The sequence below is a fragment of the Prochlorococcus sp. MIT 1318 genome, assembly GCF_047304505.1.
GTDB lineage: Bacteria > Cyanobacteriota > Cyanobacteriia > PCC-6307 > Cyanobiaceae > Prochlorococcus > Prochlorococcus marinus_D.
In genome coordinates, this window is sequence record NZ_CP138958.1 from 1,474,104 (window position 1) to 1,492,615 (window position 18,512).

Sequence of the window (18,512 nt, forward strand, 5' to 3'; positions counted from 1 at the left end):
ATTCACCCCTGCCGGGGTAGCTCTGCTGGTTTCACGATTAATTCGATCGTCTTGTTGTTTCGTTCAAGGGTGAGCGGCATGGGCTTGCCAACCTCCCCACGATCAACGGCAAGTTGTACTTGTGAAGGGTCGCGGACGACCTCACCATTGACTTCACGAATTAAGTCGCATTGGCGCACGCCGGCTTTGTCTGCAGGGCTGCGAGACATCACTTCAACAACGAGAACAGCATTAACTTCAGGCACTTGGCATGCCCCTCCTGTTGCGTTGATTTCTTTGGCTAGCTGGGGGGTAAGGCTCTGCAGCCTTACCCCGATATAGGGATGAGAAGCTTGCCCTCTCCCCACGATTTGTTGGGCAATTCGTTTGGCCAGGTTGATCGGTACTGCAAAACTCAGCCCGCCTCCGGGCGCAACTTTGATGGCAGTATTGATTCCGATCACCTGTCCTGAGGCATTGATGAGTGGTCCTCCGCTATTGCCAGGGTTTACGGCGGCGTCCGTTTGGATGTAAGGAACTCGTTGCCCCCCCCCTAAGGCGTTGGTGCGGTCGACGGAGCTGATGATGCCTGCAGTAACGGTGTTGTTGAGTCCAAGAGGATTGCCGATCGCGATTGCCCATTGCCCAGGCTTGATGTTGTTGGAATTGCCGAGTGGGGCTACGGGAAGTTTCTTCGCTACGACTTTGACCACGGCTACATCTGTAAGGGGATCACCACCAAGCACTTTGCCGCTGTAATTGCGTCCATCTGGAAGGGTTACTGATACCTGTTCTGCCCCATCAACCACATGAGCATTGGTGAAGATCAGCCCGTCAGAGCGTGTGATGAAACCTGACCCTTGGCCGGCTTGCCGTTGGATGGGAGGTCCGCCGCCGAAAAAGTTGCCAAGGGGGTTTGCGATCCGTTTCACCGTGTCGATGCGCACCACTGCCGGACCAACTTGTTCCACCGCAATCACGATCACATTGGTGCCAGGCTGCAGAGGCGCTGATTTGGGTGGATCACTGACGACAGGGGTGTTGTCTGGGCTTGTCTTAGAACCAATGCCGATACGTTGACGTAACCCTTCGTTGCAGCCACTTAGGTTGATGCTGATGAGGATCAAGCCAAGCCATCTGAGCGGATGCAGCCTGTGGGCAGATAGGGCAAGGGTCATGACAAACGCAGGTGCCAGGGAACGAGAACATCAGGGTCTTATTAAAGACGGCTTGCTAGATAGAAGTTGCGTAGATTCAGCCATCGCAGAGGAAAGGATGTGGTGCTAACGGGCAATGAGCTGTGGTCAAAGGTGCAGCAGGCCCTTCAGCACAATCTCAGCAAACCTACGTTTGAGACATGGATTCGTCCTGCCATTTGTAGTGGTTTTCGGGACGGGGAGTTGACTCTGATTGCTCCAAATAGCTTTGCAAGTAACTGGCTTCGCAAGAATTACGTTCAGACAATCGAGGCGGCTGCGGCCGAGATTTACGGCCAGTCAGTGAGGGTGTCCGTTCAGGCTCAGGAGGAAGACTCTGCTGAGAGGGTGTTGCCACCAATGACATCGGCGCCCATCCCTTCACCTTTGCCTACTGCAGAAACAACCACTACCTCTGTAGCCCCTTCTAGTGGCCCTCGGCGGATTCTTTCAGGCCTGAACCTGCGCTATGTCTTCAATCGGTTCGTCGTGGGGCCGAATAGTCGCATGGCCCATGCTGCTGCGCTAGCCGTTGCAGAAGCTCCTGGGCGAGAGTTCAATCCTTTATTCATTTGCGGCGGTGTTGGCCTGGGCAAGACTCATCTGATGCAGGCTATTGGTCACTACAGGCTTGAGATCAATCCTGAAGCAAAGGTGGCTTATGTTTCTACAGAGACCTTCACGAATGACTTAATTCAAGCTATTCGGAAGGATGGTATGCAAGCTTTCCGAGATCGATATCGGGCCACTGATTTGATTTTGGTTGACGATATTCAGTTTATTGAAGGCAAGGAATACACCCAGGAAGAGTTCTTTCATACCTTTAATGCTCTCCATGAAGCAGGTAGGCAGATTGTGATCGCTAGTGATAGACCTCCAAGTCAGATTCCAAAGCTTCAAGAACGCCTAATCTCTCGATTCTCTATGGGCTTGATCGCTGATATTCAGTCGCCTGACCTTGAGACTCGCATGGCAATTTTGCAGAAGAAGGCGGAACAGGAACGCATGATGCTGCCTCGCGATTTAATTCAGTACATCGCTGGGCGCTTCACCTCCAATATCCGTGAACTTGAGGGGGCTTTGACCAGGGCAGTTGCCTTTGCTTCGATCACGGGGCTGCCGATGACAGTTGAATCGGTAGCGCCAATGCTTGACCCTAATGGTCAAGGTGTGGACGTTACCCCACAACAAGTGATTGATAAGGTCTCTGAGGTTTTTGACGTGACTCCTCAAGACATGCGTAGCAGCAGTCGTAGGCGGGCCGTTAGCCATGCTCGGCAGGTGGGCATGTACCTGATGCGTCAGGGCACGGATTTGAGCTTGCCTCGCATCGGTGAGACTTTTGGGGGAAAGGACCACACCACAGTGATGTATGCCATCGAGCAAGTGGAGAAAAGGTTGTCCAGTGATCCTCAGTTGGCTAGTCAGGTTCGGCGTGTGAGAGATCTGCTGCAGATCGATTCACGCCGTCGCCGATAGGTTTCAACAATTTGATTATTTGACAAGATTAGATGAGGTGTATGAGATTTTGTTTGCATCAACATCAGCCTTGCAATGCCTTTCCCTCAAAGCGTTCCAGATGTCACCTTCAAGACTCGCGTGCGCGATGAATCTGTGCCCGGGTCTAATCCATTCCGTTGGCAAGACCTGACTAGTGCTGAAATCTTTAAGGGGCGCAAGGTTGTGGTGTTAGCCCTACCAGGTGCTTTTACACCTACGTGCTCATCCAATCATTTGCCACGTTATGAGGAGTTGCATGCAGAACTTGTTGCCCAAGGTGTTGATCAGATTATCTGTCTTTCAGTGAATGATGCTTTTGTAATGTTCCAGTGGAGCAAACATTTGGGTACTAAGAATATCTTTATGCTCCCTGATGGAAATGGAGAGTTCACTCGTAAAATGGGCATGCTTGTTGAGAAATCTAACCTAGGCTTTGGTTTGCGTTCCTGGCGCTATTCGATGCTAGTGAATGATTGTAATATTGAAAAAATGTTTGTTGAGCCTGGCTTTAGTGATAATGCTGATGGTGACCCGTTTGAGGTCTCTGATGCCGATACGATGCTCGCTTACATGAAGGGTGTGCAACCAGCTGGTGTTAGTTCACCTCGCCGTGAGTTTGAGGGCTAAACCCCTCACTTTTCTCTTGCCTGTTTATTACATATAAAATTGATTATCTGTTTTCCTACTCCCCTCTATAGCTTACGTAACAAGTAGCAATCCTCTTCTAGGACTGAGTCTTCATCGCCAAGCTCTTTGACTTCGTCAAGTTGCTTTGAGAGGCTGAGGTAATTCGCTTGATCGATCAATTTATAGCCTAAGAGATTCTCGTGGAATGTTTCGCTGAGTGTATTGGGAGAAAAGTGTCCTATCCCGTAGCCTTTCTCGCTGAATTTCCTTAGCCTTTGAAACATTGCCTTAGAAGTTTCGCTTGGTTTGAATGCATTCAGTGCGAGAAGGCTTCCGGCTATTTGTGTTTGCTGTAGATGTTTAAAAAGTGAATTGACTGAGTCTTGCGAAAGCCAGTATAAAAGCCCTTCCATGAGGATAAATGATTGGCGTGATCCTATCCATTGGCTTAATGAGTCGAATAGTTTTTTGTTTTCGCTGCTGTTATTGAGGTCTGTTGTACAGAGGAATAGAATGTCTCTTTCTGGGAGCTGCTGAGAGGATTGAAGCTTCTGTATTCTTTGCTGCTTTGACTTGATAAGGTTGGGCTTGTCTACTTCGCAGGATGCTATGGGAGTGTTGATTAGATAGGGGTAATTGGTGAACCCGGCGCCAATATTGATAAACACTCCATTTGTTACTTGAATGTGGAACCCTCGAAGCCTTTCTAGAAAAATCGATGTCTGAGGCAGTGGGCAATATCTTCGGATTCACCTACCTCCTTAAGGTATCGATTTGCAAGCTTCTCAGCTGGTTTGGTGACCCATAAATGTGCAAAGTTGTCGAGGCTAATGTTGGTATATTTTGCCCTAAAGCAATTAACCACATGCGCTGAGGCGTCTACTCCAGGAAGCACGTTCTTTTGTTTGTTGCAATCACTTTAGCGAGCTGTTGATCTTTCATGGAATCAGAGTCATCAAGAGATGCTTGAGGAAGGAGAAGCTATGGACAGCGCAGCTTGCTGATTAGCAGGCTCAACAGTAGAGCGGCTGCTCGATGCCCTTTTAAAAGTGTTTACCAAGGATTCAATCCGACAAGAGGTGGCTTAAGCAGGCTTGAGGGGCTGCCTCCTACAACGTCGCCATGCCAGCAAGCTTGGAGGCCTAGACATGGCAGGAGTCGATGTAGGCAATGCCGATGTCACAACTAGAGAGAATTGCTTTCAAAGTGGCCACCAAGCCAGGCTGTCTCTAGGAAAAATCATGAGTAGGAATGGGCTTGCATCAGAAATAATCAGTAGAGCAGGCATTAATTGCTGCTTGCTGACTATTAGTCGCTGCATTTATTTCTCCCGTTAGAAAGTCATCAGTGCTAACCCCCGTTGCTTCCTGCAAAAGCTGTCAGTCAAATGCTGTTTAAAAAGGATTGATAGCTCTGCGACAGATCACCAGAAAGGATCATCGGCGAACTCCACCTTGAGTTGGCATGACTTCGTTCTGGGAACGATGGCGATGCAGGCTCTCACCACTTCTCCATTCACTTCAATCTCACAAGCACCACAGCTTCCTTGTAAGCAACCTGTGGGAATGATGATTCCTGCGTCTCGAGCAACCTGGAGCCAATCAATCCCTGCTTCTGTAAGGGAGCTTGTGCCATTGGGCCATTGAATCTCAATCTTAGAGATCGTCATGTTCCCAGCAGTGGGTTGATGTTGACATGTTCTTCGAAAACATCGGCGAGACGATTGAGTAGTTGTTCTCTTTGTTGCTCATGGTTGGATATATCGGTTGGCAAGTCTGCTAAGCCCTTTTGCTTCCGTATCAGATTGAGCCACAGCCTTCGCCAGTGACCATTCTCGAAAATCCCGTGCAGGTAAGTTCCCGCGACTTGGCCGCAGCTCTCATTTTTACTGACCCAACCCATTGAGGGATCGTCAGCCATAGGGAGGACAGACTCATGGCTCCCTTGAATGAGTTGGCTATTGCCATGGTGTAATTCAAACCCCTTCACCTTGGCATTGTCTGGCCACTGGGTAATCCTTTGGCATTGTCTTAGAGCCTTGCTGCGTTTGAAAACGGTATCTAGAGGCAGCAGATTGAGTCCTGCCATGCTGCTTGATGGTTCTGTTGTTGTGGCGCCTTCCAGACCTAGTGGATCTGCCAGAGTTCGCCCAAGCATTTGCATGCCGCCACAGATGCCAAACACATGCCCACCGCTTTGGGCGTAGGTTTGCAACTGACGCCCTAAACCACTGCGGTTTAGCGAATTTAGATCGCGCAGTGTCTGCTTGCTGCCGGGAATGATGACAGCATCTGGTATCCCGAGGAATGTGCCGGGTTCCACCCATCGCAGCTGAACTGTGGGTTCTGCTTCTAATGGATCGAGATCTGAAAAATTACTTAGGGATGGCAATTTCAAGACGGCGATTTCGATCTCGGCATCATTTTTTTTGCCTCTTCTCTCTAGTAGATCAAGGGAGTCTTCGGGCGGGAAGAGCTCTTCCAGCCATGGCATTACACCGATGACGGGAATTCCGGTTTCGGCTTCTAGCCAATCGCGCCCTTCCTCAAAAAGTTCGCGCCGGCCACGGAAACGATTGATGAGTAGCCCGCGTATCAACTGCTTTTCTACCGGCTTCAGTAAAGACAGGGTTCCCATGATCTGGGCAAAAACACCACCGCGTTCGATATCGGCAACGAGCAAACAGCGGGCACGCAGGAACTGAGCCAATCGCAGGTTGGTGAGGTCTCGCCGTTGCAGGTTGACTTCCACTGGGCTGCCTGCACCTTCCAAGACAAGCCGGCCATGGGTGTAAGAGCATTGAAGGTCTTTTAGCGCCTCACGGATGACGCTCCATCCAGGACGGAACCATTGCTCGTAGTAGGTCTCGGCACGCGCCGTGCCAACGCTTTGACCCAGATGGATGACTTCACTGGTGCTGTCTCCCTGGGGTTTGAGCAGCACAGGGTTCATGGCGCATTGGGGCTTGAGTCCTGCCGCCCAAGCTTGCAGGGCTTGTGAATAGGCCATCTCTCCGCCGCTCTCATCAACCCAGGCGTTGTTGCTCATGTTTTGCCCTTTGAAGGGTATGGGAGTTTCGCCTCGACGAAGCAGCAACCTGCAGAGAGCGGCCGACATTAATGATTTACCAGCTCCACTGGATGTGCCTAACACCATCAGGGGGGTCGACATCCCATCGGTGCTCATTGTCTGGGCCAAAGTCGACGCAGATTGTGTTGCAGTCGTTCGAAAATCCCAGCTCGTTGTGTTGGTAACCCTGGTGACTGTTCAAGTAGCTGGCGGCCCAAGGGGGTGAGACGGATTTTCGCTGTCAACCCCTGCCCATCGACTTCACGGCGCAACACACCAACGGTAATCAACCAGCGAAAATCGGCTTCAACAGCATCAGCACGCTGAAACCAGCTGCATCCAGGCAAGCAGTATTGCCGGGCTTGCTGCCAAACGCTCTCAGCATTGAGCCCTGTTGCTTGGGCATCGGTATAAAACCTGGTGTCAAACCGAAGACAACGCATGGCTTGGGCAGCACGTTTTTTGCTGCGCATGTCAAGCAATTCCATCTCGCTTGTCATGGCAACGGAGGCAAGGTCGACCATTAATGGCAGCCTAAGAACTTGTTCTCGCTGCTGTAATTGTGTTGATGCTTGCCTCGGCTTCTCCAGCCCGCCGCCGACTGCTTCAACAGGCCGCGATTCCCCATCAAGTGATGGTGAGTGGGGTTGATGAAGAGACTATCCACCATCTTGATCCAGTGCGGCTTGTCCAGCATTTAGCGGAGGCGAAGGCTGGGGTGGTGCATCAACAAATTAAGGCGGCTTTGCCGGTGCTTGGCTGCGATTCAGTGTTGGAGTTTGATGGCACAGTGTTTGGCAAGCCAGCCACGGCGGTGGAAGCCAGTAGCCGTTGGCAGCGAATGGCTGGGGCGTGGGGGCTTTTGCATACCGGTCACTGTTTGCTCAGTGTTAATGGTGAGCGCCTCAGCGAAACAGTAACGACACGTGTGCTGTTTGCTGCCTTGAGTGATTCTGAGATCGAGGCTTATGTGGCTACTGGTGAACCATTGTTATGCGCGGGTGGCTTTGCTCTTGAGGGTCAGGGTGGCTTGATGGTGGAGCGCCTTGAGGGTTGTTTTAGCAATGTGATTGGCTTGAGTTTGCCCCTGTTGCGGCGCTGGTTGCTAGTTATTAATGAATAAGTTGGATTAACTGATAGTGAGTTATTGAAAGCTTGGCGTTGATTTTTCCATTGTTAAGGTTGATCATTGCTGTGGTTTTTTGAGGCAAGTTGTTGTTCTTTAGGTTCTATTGAGCATGTGATTGTTGCGCTGTGTTTTTTTGATGCGCTTTGGCTGCAAGAAAAAAACCCTCGCCGCAATGGCGAGGGTTGAAGGTTTTCCCGATTAACAAGATCGATGCTTGATTTTGAGAATCAGTCCAGATCAGGCATTGACAAGGCTGGTTCGGTCTTACGATCGATGCCTTTTTCAAACCCGGCTGCAACAGCCCTGGCGCGACCAGCGTGGAACCAGTGCCCCACGATGGTGAACCAAGCTAGGAAGAACGCATGACCAGCTAACCACTGGCGAAGGTTCACGAAGTTAACCGAATTTGGCTCCGTGATGATTCCACCTACTGAATTGATGGAAGCGTTGGGGGCGTGGGTCATGTATTCAGCAGCACGGCGCACTTGCCATGGCTGAACATCGTTCTGAAGCTTGTCAAGGCTCAGGCCGTTAGGTCCACGCAGTGGTTCTAACCAAGGACCACGGAAGTCCCAGAAGCGCATCGTTTCTCCACCAAAGATGATTTCACCAGTGGGAGAACGCATCAGGTACTTACCAAGGCCAGTTGGCCCCATGGCAGTACCAATATTTGCTCCAAGGCGTTGGTCACGAACAAGGAAGGTGAAGCTCTGGGCTTGAGAGGCTTCGGCGTTCGATGGACCGTAGAACTCTGATGGATAGGCGGTGACGTTGAACCATATGTAGGCCGTGGCAATGAAACCACAACAGCTCAGGCCAGCAAGGGCGTAGCTGAGGTAGGCCTCTCCGTTCCAGATGAAGGCTCTACGAACCCATCCCCATGGCTTGGTGGCAATGTGGAAATGGCCCCCAACGAATAGAAGAGCAGCAACGTAAATGTGGCCGCCAATCAGGTCTTCCATTGAGTTGACACCAGTGATCCAACCGGTACCTCCCCAAGGAGAACTGAACACGTATCCAAAGATCACGCCGGGATCAAGTGTGGGGCTGGTGATTAATCTCACGTCGCCACCACCTGGAGCCCAGGTGTCATAGATGCCGCCAAAGAAGCAGGCCTTGAGAACCAGAGCAAGAGCTCCCCAGCCTAGAAAAATCAGGTTGTAACCAAGAATATTGGTCATCTGATTCTTGTCTTTCCAATCAAGCCTGAAAAATGGAGAGCTGTAATCCTGCAGTTTTTCAGGGCCGACCAAGGCGTGATAGACCCCACCTAAGCCGAACACAGCAGAGATGATTAAGTGCATCACCCCGCAATGGAAGAACGGGTAGATGTCTACGATTTCGCCACCTGTACCAACGCCATAACCAAGCGCTGCCACATGTGGCATGCAGATCAGGCCTTGTTCGAAAATTGGCTTGTCGAAGGTGAAGTGACTGACTTCGAACAGGATCATGGCTCCTGCCCAGAAAGTCATCAGACCTGCATGGGCAACGTGGGCGCCAAGGAGGCGTCCAGAAAGGTTGATAAACCGGGCATTACCTGCCCACCATGCATAACCGGTGGATTCAAGGCTGTATCCCCCGGCATTCTGCAGTATGGAACCAGATTTAAAGGGCGTTTCCACGTGGCATTACCTCTTCAGGGAATACAAAGTTTTCGTGAGGTTGGTCCGCAACGGACATCCAGGCTCGGATACCTTCGTTAAGAAGAACGTTCTTGGTGTAGAAGGTCTCGAATTCGGGGTCTTCAGCGGCGCGTACTTCCTGCGACACGAAGTCGTAGGCACGCAGGTTGACTGCTAAGCCAACGATGCCAACCGAAGGCGTCCACATGCCCATGACAGGCACGAAGAGCATGAAGAAGTGCAGCCAGCGTTTGTTGGAGAAGGCGATTCCGAAAATCTGGCTCCAGAAACGGTTGGCGGTGACCATTGAATAGGTCTCTTCTTCCTGGGTGGGATCAAACCCTTTAAAGGTGTTTGACATAGCGCCATCCTCGAACAAGGTGTTCTGCACCGTTGCGCCATGGATGCCACAAAGCAAGGCTCCACCGAGGATTCCTGCTACTCCCATCATGTGGAAGGGATTCAGAGTCCAGTTATGGAAGCCCTGAAGGAAGAGAATGAAGCGGAAGATTGCTGCAACCCCAAACGAGGGAGCAAAGAACCAGCTGTGTTGTCCTAGGGGGTAAATGAGGAAACACGCCAGGAAGACAACGACTGGGCCTGAGAAGGCAAGTGCGTTGTAAGGGCGAATGCCAACCAAACGGGCAATCTCGAACTGTCTCAGCATGAAGCCGATCAGAGAGAAGGAGCCGTGAAGGGCTACGAAGGTCCAGAGGCCACCAAGCTGACACCAGCGCACGAAATCACCCTGAGCTTCAGGGCCCCATAGCAGCAGCAAGCTATGCCCCATCGCATCTGCGGGGGTGCTTACAGCGGCGCTAAGGAAATTGCAGCCTTCCAGATAGGAACTTGCAATGCCGTGGGTGTACCAGGAGGTAACGAAGGTGGTGCCGGTAAACCAGCCTCCTAGGGCCAAGTAGGCCGTAGGGAACAAGAGGAGGCCAGACCAGCCAACAAAAACGAAGCGGTCGCGCTTGAGCCAATCATCGAGGACGTCAAACCATCCCCGCTGAGGCGCGCGTCCTACAGCGATCGTCATGGGAAAAAAAAACGGTGCGGTTCTGCCGCAAGCTGTGGGATACCCGAAGACTTTAACAATCCCCAAGGGGCCTTTGGGAGAGAGTTGCCATGAGCTGAAACCCCTTGTAGTGGTGTTGCTCCTTTGGCTTGCTTCAAATCTGCCCGTTGTGGGCTGTAGCAGTCCAGAATGGAGATTCATATTGGGTAGTCATGTCAGCTGATCTCCAGGAAACCCCTAAGGCCGGAGATGCTTCTCTAGAGCGGCTTGAGCAATCGGTTCTCGGTTTTCGACGTCTCTCCAATCAGCTCTTGGCCGTCATCGTCACAATCGGCGGCCTTGGCTTCACACTGACTTGTCTGTCTAGTTATTTGGGGCGAGATCTTCTTCCCATCGGCAGTCCTTCGACTCTCCTATTCGTGCCTCAGGGCTTGGTGATGGGTCTCTATGGCATAGCAGGTTTGCTGCTTGCGAGTTACCTCTGGGCAATGATCAACATCAATTTGGGTGCAGGTAGCAACAACTTTGACAAGGCTTCCGGGATGGTGAAAATTTGCCGTCGCGGATATTTCAAGCTGATCAGCGCGGAGTTCCCCCTCAAGGATGTCAAAGCCGTAAAGGTTGAGGTACGTGATGGTTTCAATCCCCTTCGCCGCTTGTCCTTGCGGGTTCAAGGTCGGCGAGACATCACTCTTACCCGCGTCGGTCAGCCTCTCCCCCTCGCACAGTTAGAACAGGATGGTGCTGAGCTAGCGCGTTTTCTTGACGTGAATCTTGAAGGGCTTTGAATTGTGTTGCTCTCATCCCTTGCGCGTTTGATTCGGCGTCAACACATCTGGGGACTTCTGCTTTGTGTGCCCTTATTGGTTGGCTGCAGCAAGTCCACTACGGCATCGATCAAGGCGGTTTGTTCCTCGCTGACTAGCCCCTGCTTGCAAGGCAAAGCCAATGTGCTGATGAGTACGAATCGAGGCTCAATCACCCTTGAGGTGGATGGTGATGCTGCTCCTGTTACCGCAGGTAATTTCGTCGATCTTGTTAAACGTGGTGTCTATAACGGCACTGTTTTTCATCGGGTCGTGAAAGAGCCCGTTTCCTTTGTTATTCAGGGCGGTGATCCTGCTTCAAAGGATCCTAAAACGCTCAAGACCAATTACGGGAAGGGTAGTTTCATCGATCCCGCCAGTGCTCAGGCCCGCTTCATTCCTTTTGAAGTGAAGTTGAAAACAGATGACCAGCCTCGCTATGGAAAGTTGATCACCAACCCCAGAGAGTTGCTGCAATTGCAATTGACTCATAAGAAGGGGGCTCTGGCTATGGCTCGTTCTCCGGCGCTGGATTCAGCCAGTGCTCAGTTTTACATTGCTTTGCGCCCTTTGCCCGAACTTGATGGCCGTTATGCCGTTTTTGGCAGGGTGATCAAGGGGTTGGAGGTGGTGGATTCGATTCAGCAGGGTGATCGTATTTTTAAAGCCAGCCTGGTACTGGCGAAATAAAAACCCTTAAGACATTGCTAATCACTTAGGCCGGTATTCGGCTCCCGCTCGGAGAGACCTTTAAGAGTTCGGTGTTTACCCCTGAGGCCCTTACAAGAGCGACCTTGCCGGTGCGGGCGATTTCGATGATCCCGTAAGGGGTCAGCAAGCTTTCGAGCGCCACCAGCTTGCCTGGGTCACCCACCACCTCAAGGGTAAGCGCGCCATCGGCCACATCAACAACTTTCGCTCGGAAGACCTGAACGAGATCGAAAATGGAGCTGCGCTGGTGAGCGGGTGCGGAAACTTTGAGCAGCATCAGTTCTCGTTCGACTGCAGGTTGCCTGGTTAGATCAAGCACCTGCAGGACGTTGACGAGTTTGTCGAGCTGTTTGCTCATCTGTTGAAGGGCATGATCGTCTCCCTCTACAACCATCGTCAGTCGGGATTGTCCAGGCGTTTCGGCTGGGCCCACCGCAAGGCTGTCGATGTTGAAACCACGGCGTGCAAAAAGTCCTGCGATCCGGCTTAGAGCTCCGGATTCGTCTTCGACTAGCACTGAAAGGGTGTGCTTCATGCCCTTTATTGTTCATTACCTAAATTAAGGTTCAGCCAGCTGAACACGGCTTGATCAAAAGCCTGACTGGATTCGTCATGGGGGCAATGGCCAGTTTCATCAAGCACTGAAAGCGTTATCCATGGGTATTGATGCTGCAGTCGATGGCCAATTTTTAATGGCACAAAACGGTCCTCTCGTCCCCAGAGAAGCAATATGGGGGGGCGATCGGGCCTGCTAGCCAGGCGTTTTAGTAAGCGAGGAGCTGTGCAGCCAACTGGCCGCAGTGTCATGCCAACGCACATCGCTCGTAGGGCGCGAGCTGCCGAGGGTCGCCTTGCAGGTTGGGCGATCAGGTGTAGTAGCTCATGGTCTAACTGGATGGAGTGGTGGTAGCCCATCTGAAGCGCTGCTTTAAGGAGTGGCGTTCGTGCGATGAGAGGAACAATCAGTTCCAGAGGCAAGAGGCGGAAGATGATTGCGATCAACTTGTGCTTCAACCGGCGCCACCAGCGTGTGGGGCGGAAGCTCAATGGTTCAATCAATGCAGGATCCGGTAATGGAGCTGCTACCACAGCTCCAACAAGGTCTGGGCGGAATGCGGCTGTGGTGAGAGCCGTTAGTGCTCCTAGAGAATTGCCTATTAGTACTGCTTGTTGAGAGGGGCTGGCCTGGACAATTTGCTTAAGAAAGGCTGCTAATTGTTTGCCCCACAGTCGATTGTCGAGGCGTCGAAATTGTTTCAGTCCTGGTTGGGCTGAAGCTCCAAAACCGATCAGATCAAGGCTGTAGACGCGGAATCCTGCCGCTTTTAGGGGTGAAGCATTGTTTCGCCAATGAGCGCTGCTGGCACCGAATCCGTGGATGAGCACGAGTGGCCGTGCATCCTCTGCTCCCAGTACACGCCAGTGACAACGTAGGCCTTGCCAATACCAATCATGGGATTCGCCCCAGTCAGCACCTGTCTCTTGAATGGCCCGCTCGGCAGTCTGGAAGTCAGTTGCAAACAAAGCGGCTTGAACCAACCCACCACCCACTATCGCGAAGGCTCAGTCGTTTTGGAGCCAGGAGGTGGTTTCTTCCGCCCAGAGTCTCGTCCTTCCCGTGACCTTTCGGTTTTATTGGCTGCTTTTCAGCAGCAGAGGAGAGAGAAGTTTTCGCCTGCTTTGCGCTGGTTGGACCTTATGGCTGGTTGCGGTATTCGTGCTTTGCGCTGGGGGTTGGAGGCTGTTAAGCCCTCATTTTTGGCGTCAGGAGTAGAGCAGCTGCCAGAGCTGTGGGTGAATGATGCCGATCTTGAGCGCGCTTCTCTTTTGGAGAGGAATCTGGCCCCTCTGCGCCAAGAGCAAATCTCGCTAAAGCTTTTTCATCAGCCCGCTGAGGTCCTGCTGAGCCGTGCCTACCTCGATCAGTGTCGTTTTGATCTGATTGATCTCGATTGTTTTGGTTGTCCGAATGCGTTTCTGCAACCTGTGTTGCAGGTTCTCGCTTCTGAGGGGTTGTTGCTGCTTGCAAGCAGTGATGGGCGCTCTCCCACAGGTCATGACCGGCCAGGGGCAATTCGAAGTTTGGCTGCTGCGGCTCGGGTGCATCCAGCCAGCTGGGAGATCGCTTTGAGGCTGCAGCTTGGGGTTCTTGCACGACATGCCTGGCTGCTAGGGCGTGGCTTGGAGCCCCTGGTCAGCTTTAGTGAAGGTCGTACTTTTCGTGTTGCGGTAAGGATCAAGCGTCGAATTGCTGCTGGTGAGGAGAGCCAGCTTGGGCTTTTAGCTCGCTGTGAGGCTTGTGGTGCTCAGCTTGCTCAACCACTGCTCTCCCTGCAGGGATGGTCAGGGTGTATGTGTTCTCAAGGAGGTGGCCGCTGGGCGGTGAGCGGTCCCCTTTGGCTGGGCCCCCTTCAGTCGCCAGTTGTGTTGGCCGATTTGTTGGTGTTAGCAGAACAGTCGATCGTTCCGATCGCATCCGCCACACTTCGGCTGTTGCATCGCTTGCAGTCTGATATCGGCTTGCCGGTCTATTGCTGGTCCACAGCTGAACTGGCCAAGCGTCTGGTTTTGTCTGGCCCGCCGTCTGTTTTGGCATTGGTCAGGGCTTTGCGTTTTGCTGGCCATGAGGCTTGCGGCAGTGCCGTGATGGCAGGACAACTACGAACCGATGCGACAGTGACCGAGCTTTTGCGGATTTGCCACGAGATGTGTCAGGAAGGGCGTTAAATGGTGTGCGTGATTCACATGCCCATTCATGGCTTCGGAGATTTTCGGGATTGCTGCCGTCTTCTGGGTATTGATCCCAGTTGGTCTTGCAGGTGGTGCTCTCTTGTTGAAGCTTCAGGGGGACTGAGGTTCGCAGACTGGAGTCGCTCGATATAGGCTCCTTGCTTGTATTGAAGGGCCCTATGCAGGTTCTGGTGGTTGGTGGAACTGGCACCCTTGGGCGGCAGATAGCTCGTCGTGCCATTGATGCTGGCCATCAGGTCCGCTGCATGGTCCGTAAACCTCGGAAAGGGGCTTTCCTGCAGGAGTGGGGTTGCGAGCTCACCTGCGGCGATCTGCTTGATCCGGAGACTATTGATTACGCTCTTGATGGCATCGATGCTGTCATTGATGCGGCCACGAGCCGTCCCGATGATTCTGCAAGTGTCTACACAACCGATTGGGATGGAAAGCTCAATCTGCTGAGGGCTTGTGAGAAAGCAGGAGTGAAGCGCTACGTCTTTCTTTCTTTGTTGGCAGCTGAGAAGCATCCCAACGTGCCACTGATGGACATCAAATTCTGCACCGAGAGGCTGTTGGCAGATTCGTCATTCGATTACACGATTTTGCAGGGTGTGGCCTTTATGCAGGGGTTGATCGGTCAAATCGCCATACCTGTTCTTGAAAATCAGACGGTTTGGGTGAGTGAAACGCCTACAGCAGTTGCATACATGAATACCCAAGACGTCGCACGTTTTGCTGTGGCTGCTTTGGAGCGTCCTGAAACGATCCGCCGCAGCTTTCCTGTCGTGGGTCCGAAGGCTTGGACCTCCGAAGAAATTGTGCAATTTTGCGAAAAGTCCAGCAGTAAAACAGCCAAGGTGATTCGTGTGTCACCTTTTCTGATCGGATTGAGCCAGAGAGTGGTCTCATTCTTTGAACAGTCAGTGAATATGGCTGAAAGGCTTGCTTTTGCAGAGGTCACTGGAGGGGGAATTGCTTTGGATGCACCGATGGATGACACCTATTCCTGCTTTGGCTTGGATCCTTCGGAAACCACCCCTCTTGAAAGTTATATCTCCGAGTACTACGACACGATCCTCAAGCGTTTGCGTGAGATGGAGGCAGATCTCGACGAGGAAAGCAGGAAAAAGCTGCCTTTTTAAGGAATCCTCCATCCAACACTGGCGCGAGGATGGTTTATTTGTACCATTCGCGTATCTGTTTTGCTCCTGCTGGCATGTCTGTTGTTCAAGTTAAAAACCTGCAGCGCCGACTAGACAATTTGTCTTGTGAGGCTACTCAGGAGCTCGATCGGGCTTGTGGGCATGAGCTTTGGCGCAACCTTGGCTTCGATGCCTTTGACGGCCTCGAGGATGCTGAGCGCCGGGCTAGGGCCAATTACTACTACGGCCAGTTGCAGACAGTGAATGAGCTGTTGGAGGCCTTGGGCTAATGCCTTGGGTCATCCAGGTTTAGCCATCGATTCTTTCCCTACCGACCACAATGGATTGATCTTTCTTGAAGGGCTTTTTTCATGAGCAGTAGCTGCTGTAGTCCCTCTGCTTCAGGCTCTGGAGCTGATGCGTTAGATCAGACGCAGGCTGTAGAGGAGCGCTATGGAGCTGCAGCGCATGCCCAGGAAGCTTGTTTGTGTACCCCGGTGGCTTTCGACCTCGGCCTGCTTAAGGCCATCCCTCGTGAAGTTGTGGAGCGCGATTACGGCTGCGGTGACCCAACTCGCTGGGTTAAGCCTGGTGACACTGTGCTTGATCTTGGCAGTGGCAGTGGCAAGAACGCTTTTATTTGTGCCCAGCTGATTGGTTCGGCGGGTGCGGTGATTGGGGTGGATCGCAATGTTGAGATGCTCAACCTGGCTCGACAGGCCGCACCAGTTGTGGCGGAGCGGATTGGCTTTGCCAATGTGCGCTTTGTGGAGGGCGCTATCGAAGCGCTTGAAGCCCCTCAGGTCGATGGAGCTCCGCTTATTGCCGATCGGTCGATTGATTTGGTGTTGAGCAACTGTGTGCTCAATTTGGTGAATCCTGCAGATCGTAAGAATCTGCTGGCCAACATTCGCAGGGTTTTGCGGCCAGGTGGACGGCTTGCTGTTAGCGATATCGTCTGTGATAAGCCAGTACCCCTTGCTCTTCAGCAGGATCCGGAACTCTGGAGTGGCTGCATTAGTGGTGCCTGGCAGGAAGAGGCCTTCCTGCAGGATTTTCGTGCTTTGGGCTTTGAGAAGGTGAGCTATGCCGATCGTTCTGATCAACCCTGGCAGGTGGTTGAAGACATTGAATTTCGCGCCGTCACGCTTGTGGGTCAGCTGCCGGACGATTGAGGAGGGACAGCAGGAGGTTGGTCTCTCTTGATGAGACCTGCCTCCATTGGCCAGGATCCATCCCTTCAATGCTGAGGGGTGGCTCACCATCCAAAAGCTCGATGCGATGACGGATCAAGCGAAGGGTTGGCAGCCCTACGGCTGCTGTCATCCGTCGAACCTGTCTGTTTCTCCCTTCTTTTAACTTCAATTCAAGCCAGCTAGTGGGGATGCTTTTTCGCACACGGATGGGTGGTTCACGCTCTCTCACGATCGGAGCAGAGTTTCCCTTCAGCCAGCTCACTAGGGCAGGACGGGTTCTCTTTCCCTTGATGATCACTCCTGAAGCAAGTTTTTGTAGTTGACTTTCACTAGGAGAACCTTCTACTTGCACCCAATAAACCCGCCAGTGGCTCAAATGGGGATTGGTGAGTCGATGCTGCAGGCGCCCATGGGCAGTGAGAACCAAGAGGCCTTCACTGTCAGCATCTAGGCGGCCTGCCGCATACACCCTGGGTATGGGGATCAAGTCTGCTAAGCACCTCCACTGGCTGCCTGGTTCTGGGGTGAACTGGCTTAGGAAGCCGTAGGGCTTGTTCAGCAGAAGGGTCGTGAAGTCGTCTGCTTGGGTGGTCAGCTGATTAGTCAGTAGACGCGAGCAGTATCAGCATAGATAAATCGTTGTAGGGATCGTCAGCGCTTGATTGCTTCAATAGAAATGAGTCATCGTTTAAGCCTGAGTCTTAACGGTGGACCATCATGGAGCGTGGCGAAATGACAATCGGCCCTAGAGACTTTTTGACTCTGCCGTGTTTGCAGGGGCCGCAACCTAAACTCCGATTGAACCAATGAGCCACGGCGCAACCGCATGATCGAAACCTCGGGTGTGATTGAGAAGGAACAAGGCAACGGGTTCTATCTGGTCACCCTTGAGCAGCCCGCCGGTCATCAGTGTTTATGTCGTGCCGCCGGCAAGCTCACTAAGTTCCGCATCAAATTGCTCGCTGGTGACAAGGTGCTGGTGGAGATCAGTCCCTATGACCTCACTCGAGGCAGAATCACTTATCGAGAGCGAAATGCTGGAGCCCCAGGGGGGCGCCCGGGTGGAAATCGCCCAGGTGGCCCTCGACGACGTTAATCAGCTTCATAAGAATAGATGGGCTGGGCTTGAATCCTTATAAGGATTGACACTGCTGCTTATTAGGTTTTGCCACTTCAACTTTCATGTGATAATGATGCAAGCTGTTTTTTTACTGGTAGGCAAATCTTTGTTGCTTGATGCCAATTTTATACTAAATAATTGCTTGATGTCTTGATCAATTAAATAGCCTAGTTGATGATATTTTGCTGAGAACAGCTCTGGTAATTATCTCTGAGAAGTGATAATTTATGCTCTCATGAGTTGAGGCTTTCATTGGTTCTCTTACGGCTTGACTTCTGCGCGTAAAATATTTCAAGTCAGCAGAAATCCCTGGTTAAATTTGCCTAGATCTCTAGGGCCTCGTCTGCGTCGCTTGTTTTGTCGTAGGAATGGCTTTTGCTGGAAAGGTTCGGCACCGCAAGAACTGAGGCCTCAAGTAGTTCGTGATGTCCACCTGGACATGTGATCCACTCGCGGAATTCTTGGGTGATGGCGTAACTGTCTTCGTAGCTCTCTTTGCTGTCTAGTAAAGCGATTCTGGCGGATGCCCAACACGTTGAAACGCTTATACGTCGTCGAATAGCTGTGTTCATGATTGGTCCCCATTGGCCAGAGAATTGCATGTAAGTGGTCTGTATTTGGTTTGATTTTATAGAACGTCGCATTTTTCTTTTGGAAAAGTTGT

At 52.0% G+C, this 18,512-nt stretch carries 23 protein-coding genes; 12 read left to right on the forward strand and 11 right to left on the reverse strand.

Annotated elements, in window-relative coordinates:
- Nucleotides 1-2: 2 nt before the first annotated feature.
- Nucleotides 3-1,157: a trypsin-like peptidase domain-containing protein gene (locus SIB66_RS07410; protein WP_063403759.1), complete on the reverse strand. Its 1,155-nt coding sequence runs from the start codon at nt 1,155-1,157 to the stop codon at nt 3-5.
- Nucleotides 1,158-1,256: 99 nt separating this feature from the next.
- Between SIB66_RS07410 and dnaA the strand changes: the two genes are divergently transcribed.
- Both dnaA and SIB66_RS07420 read left to right on the forward strand, forming a co-directional pair.
- Complete coding sequence (gene dnaA, locus SIB66_RS07415) at nt 1,257-2,654, forward strand: chromosomal replication initiator protein DnaA (protein WP_063406492.1); 1,398 nt, start codon at nt 1,257-1,259, stop codon at nt 2,652-2,654.
- Nucleotides 2,655-2,729: 75 nt separating this feature from the next.
- Nucleotides 2,730-3,302 (forward strand): peroxiredoxin, encoded by a 573-nt coding sequence (locus tag SIB66_RS07420; protein ID WP_063406493.1) that lies wholly within the window; start codon nt 2,730-2,732, stop codon nt 3,300-3,302.
- 65 nt (nt 3,303-3,367) lie between these two features.
- On the opposite strand, the gene SIB66_RS07425 is transcribed toward SIB66_RS07420, so the two are convergent.
- The 4 genes from SIB66_RS07425 to SIB66_RS07440 form a co-directional block, all read right to left on the reverse strand.
- Complete coding sequence (locus tag SIB66_RS07425) at nt 3,368-3,970, reverse strand: class I SAM-dependent methyltransferase (protein WP_236070266.1); 603 nt, start codon at nt 3,968-3,970, stop codon at nt 3,368-3,370.
- Between the two features lie 755 nt (nt 3,971-4,725).
- Nucleotides 4,726-4,971, reverse strand: a complete 246-nt coding sequence (locus SIB66_RS07430; protein ID WP_063406494.1) for a 2Fe-2S iron-sulfur cluster binding domain-containing protein — start codon at nt 4,969-4,971, stop codon at nt 4,726-4,728.
- A complete protein-coding gene (locus SIB66_RS07435; protein ID WP_413410290.1) occupies nt 4,968-6,488 on the reverse strand; it encodes a cobyric acid synthase CobQ in 1,521 nt (506 codons plus the stop codon). Before SIB66_RS07435 ends, SIB66_RS07430 begins: the two co-directional genes overlap by 4 nt.
- Nucleotides 6,485-6,871 (reverse strand): Npun_F0494 family protein, encoded by a 387-nt coding sequence (locus SIB66_RS07440; protein ID WP_231901254.1) that lies wholly within the window; start codon nt 6,869-6,871, stop codon nt 6,485-6,487. Before SIB66_RS07440 ends, SIB66_RS07435 begins: the two co-directional genes overlap by 4 nt.
- 62 nt (nt 6,872-6,933) lie before the next feature.
- Between SIB66_RS07440 and SIB66_RS07445 the strand changes: the two genes are divergently transcribed.
- Nucleotides 6,934-7,494 carry a nucleoside triphosphate pyrophosphatase gene (locus SIB66_RS07445; RefSeq protein WP_063406495.1) on the forward strand — a complete coding sequence of 187 codons (561 nt, stop codon included), beginning with the start codon at nt 6,934-6,936 and terminating at the stop codon, nt 7,492-7,494.
- 233 nt (nt 7,495-7,727) lie between these two features.
- Here the strand turns inward: SIB66_RS07445 and psbC are convergent, their stop codons facing one another.
- Together psbC and psbD are read right to left on the reverse strand one after the other, a co-directional pair.
- A complete protein-coding gene (gene psbC, locus SIB66_RS07450) occupies nt 7,728-9,125 on the reverse strand; it encodes a photosystem II reaction center protein CP43 (RefSeq protein WP_063406496.1) in 1,398 nt (465 codons plus the stop codon).
- Complete coding sequence (gene psbD / locus SIB66_RS07455; RefSeq protein WP_011130550.1) at nt 9,109-10,164, reverse strand: photosystem II D2 protein (photosystem q(a) protein); 1,056 nt, start codon at nt 10,162-10,164, stop codon at nt 9,109-9,111. Before psbD ends, psbC begins: the two co-directional genes overlap by 17 nt.
- Here psbD and SIB66_RS07460 point away from each other — a divergent pair.
- Genes SIB66_RS07460 through SIB66_RS07470 form a run of 3 tightly spaced genes read left to right on the forward strand, consistent with a single transcriptional unit; the run spans nt 10,163 to nt 11,639 of the window.
- The gene (locus SIB66_RS07460; protein ID WP_063403764.1) at nt 10,163-10,366 is read left to right on the forward strand and encodes a hypothetical protein; all 204 of its coding nucleotides are present in this window, start codon (nt 10,163-10,165) and stop codon (nt 10,364-10,366) included. The genes psbD and SIB66_RS07460 overlap by 2 nt on opposite strands.
- On the forward strand, nt 10,356-10,931 hold the full coding sequence (locus tag SIB66_RS07465; RefSeq protein WP_011130549.1) for a photosystem I assembly protein Ycf4: 576 nt from the start codon (nt 10,356-10,358) through the stop codon (nt 10,929-10,931). Before SIB66_RS07460 ends, SIB66_RS07465 begins: the two co-directional genes overlap by 11 nt.
- A 3-nt stretch (nt 10,932-10,934) precedes the next feature.
- The gene (locus tag SIB66_RS07470; RefSeq protein WP_063421557.1) at nt 10,935-11,639 is read left to right on the forward strand and encodes a peptidylprolyl isomerase; all 705 of its coding nucleotides are present in this window, start codon (nt 10,935-10,937) and stop codon (nt 11,637-11,639) included.
- 25 nt (nt 11,640-11,664) lie between these two features.
- On the opposite strand, the gene ilvN is transcribed toward SIB66_RS07470, so the two are convergent.
- Together ilvN and SIB66_RS07480 are read right to left on the reverse strand one after the other, a co-directional pair.
- A complete protein-coding gene (gene ilvN / locus SIB66_RS07475; RefSeq protein WP_011130547.1) occupies nt 11,665-12,195 on the reverse strand; it encodes an acetolactate synthase small subunit in 531 nt (176 codons plus the stop codon).
- Between the two features lie 5 nt (nt 12,196-12,200).
- Nucleotides 12,201-13,199, reverse strand: coding sequence for an alpha/beta fold hydrolase (locus SIB66_RS07480; RefSeq protein ID WP_236070287.1), 999 nt, complete (start codon nt 13,197-13,199; stop codon nt 12,201-12,203).
- On the opposite strand from SIB66_RS07480, the gene SIB66_RS07485 reads away from it, so the two are divergent.
- The 5 genes from SIB66_RS07485 (at nt 13,113) to SIB66_RS07505 (ending at nt 16,707) form a co-directional block, all read left to right on the forward strand.
- The gene (locus SIB66_RS07485) at nt 13,113-14,387 is read left to right on the forward strand and encodes a N2,N2-dimethylguanosine tRNA methyltransferase (RefSeq protein WP_063406498.1); all 1,275 of its coding nucleotides are present in this window, start codon (nt 13,113-13,115) and stop codon (nt 14,385-14,387) included. The two genes, SIB66_RS07480 and SIB66_RS07485, sit on opposite strands and share 87 nt — an antisense overlap.
- A gap of 28 nt (nt 14,388-14,415) precedes the next feature.
- Nucleotides 14,416-14,514: a cytochrome b6-f complex subunit PetM gene (gene petM, locus SIB66_RS07490; RefSeq protein WP_011130544.1), complete on the forward strand. Its 99-nt coding sequence runs from the start codon at nt 14,416-14,418 to the stop codon at nt 14,512-14,514.
- Nucleotides 14,515-14,569: 55 nt separating this feature from the next.
- The gene (locus tag SIB66_RS07495) at nt 14,570-15,532 is read left to right on the forward strand and encodes an NmrA family NAD(P)-binding protein (RefSeq protein ID WP_063400223.1); all 963 of its coding nucleotides are present in this window, start codon (nt 14,570-14,572) and stop codon (nt 15,530-15,532) included.
- A 74-nt stretch (nt 15,533-15,606) separates the two neighbouring features.
- Nucleotides 15,607-15,822 carry a hypothetical protein gene (locus tag SIB66_RS07500; protein WP_063400325.1) on the forward strand — a complete coding sequence of 72 codons (216 nt, stop codon included), beginning with the start codon at nt 15,607-15,609 and terminating at the stop codon, nt 15,820-15,822.
- 81 nt (nt 15,823-15,903) lie between these two features.
- A complete protein-coding gene (locus SIB66_RS07505; protein ID WP_063406499.1) occupies nt 15,904-16,707 on the forward strand; it encodes a methyltransferase domain-containing protein in 804 nt (267 codons plus the stop codon).
- Here SIB66_RS07505 and SIB66_RS07510 read toward each other — a convergent pair.
- Nucleotides 16,676-17,323 carry a pseudouridine synthase gene (locus SIB66_RS07510; RefSeq protein WP_074160849.1) on the reverse strand — a complete coding sequence of 216 codons (648 nt, stop codon included), beginning with the start codon at nt 17,321-17,323 and terminating at the stop codon, nt 16,676-16,678. The genes SIB66_RS07505 and SIB66_RS07510 overlap by 32 nt on opposite strands.
- Nucleotides 17,324-17,554: 231 nt before the next feature.
- Here SIB66_RS07510 and infA point away from each other — a divergent pair, with 231 nt between their 5' ends.
- The gene (gene infA / locus SIB66_RS07515) at nt 17,555-17,824 is read left to right on the forward strand and encodes a translation initiation factor IF-1 (RefSeq protein ID WP_006041809.1); all 270 of its coding nucleotides are present in this window, start codon (nt 17,555-17,557) and stop codon (nt 17,822-17,824) included.
- Nucleotides 17,825-18,171: 347 nt separating this feature from the next.
- On the opposite strand, the gene SIB66_RS07520 is transcribed toward infA, so the two are convergent.
- Nucleotides 18,172-18,420 (reverse strand): hypothetical protein, encoded by a 249-nt coding sequence (locus SIB66_RS07520; RefSeq protein WP_041385095.1) that lies wholly within the window; start codon nt 18,418-18,420, stop codon nt 18,172-18,174.
- Nucleotides 18,421-18,512 lie beyond the last annotated feature (92 nt).

What these genes read in the sequence shown, in the direction of transcription:
- SIB66_RS07410 (WP_063403759.1), bottom strand. Translation starts at nt 1,157, where the DNA reads ATGACCCTTGCCCTATCTGCCCACAGGCTGCATCCGCTCAGATGGCTT.
- SIB66_RS07420 (WP_063406493.1), top strand. Translation starts at nt 2,730, where the DNA reads ATGCCTTTCCCTCAAAGCGTTCCAGATGTCACCTTCAAGACTCGCGTG.
- SIB66_RS07430 (WP_063406494.1), bottom strand. Translation starts at nt 4,971, where the DNA reads ATGACGATCTCTAAGATTGAGATTCAATGGCCCAATGGCACAAGCTCC.
- SIB66_RS07435 (WP_413410290.1), bottom strand. Translation starts at nt 6,488, where the DNA reads ATGAGCACCGATGGGATGTCGACCCCCCTGATGGTGTTAGGCACATCC.
- SIB66_RS07440 (WP_231901254.1), bottom strand. Translation starts at nt 6,871, where the DNA reads ATGACAAGCGAGATGGAATTGCTTGACATGCGCAGCAAAAAACGTGCT.
- SIB66_RS07460 (WP_063403764.1), top strand. Translation starts at nt 10,163, where the DNA reads ATGGGAAAAAAAAACGGTGCGGTTCTGCCGCAAGCTGTGGGATACCCG.
- psbD (WP_011130550.1), bottom strand. Translation starts at nt 10,164, where the DNA reads ATGACGATCGCTGTAGGACGCGCGCCTCAGCGGGGATGGTTTGACGTC.
- SIB66_RS07465 (WP_011130549.1), top strand. Translation starts at nt 10,356, where the DNA reads ATGTCAGCTGATCTCCAGGAAACCCCTAAGGCCGGAGATGCTTCTCTA.
- ilvN (WP_011130547.1), bottom strand. Translation starts at nt 12,195, where the DNA reads ATGAAGCACACCCTTTCAGTGCTAGTCGAAGACGAATCCGGAGCTCTA.
- SIB66_RS07485 (WP_063406498.1), top strand. Translation starts at nt 13,113, where the DNA reads ATGGGATTCGCCCCAGTCAGCACCTGTCTCTTGAATGGCCCGCTCGGC.
- petM (WP_011130544.1), top strand. Translation starts at nt 14,416, where the DNA reads ATGGCTTCGGAGATTTTCGGGATTGCTGCCGTCTTCTGGGTATTGATC.
- SIB66_RS07495 (WP_063400223.1), top strand. Translation starts at nt 14,570, where the DNA reads ATGCAGGTTCTGGTGGTTGGTGGAACTGGCACCCTTGGGCGGCAGATA.
- SIB66_RS07500 (WP_063400325.1), top strand. Translation starts at nt 15,607, where the DNA reads ATGTCTGTTGTTCAAGTTAAAAACCTGCAGCGCCGACTAGACAATTTG.
- SIB66_RS07505 (WP_063406499.1), top strand. Translation starts at nt 15,904, where the DNA reads ATGAGCAGTAGCTGCTGTAGTCCCTCTGCTTCAGGCTCTGGAGCTGAT.
- infA (WP_006041809.1), top strand. Translation starts at nt 17,555, where the DNA reads ATGATCGAAACCTCGGGTGTGATTGAGAAGGAACAAGGCAACGGGTTC.
- SIB66_RS07520 (WP_041385095.1), bottom strand. Translation starts at nt 18,420, where the DNA reads ATGAACACAGCTATTCGACGACGTATAAGCGTTTCAACGTGTTGGGCA.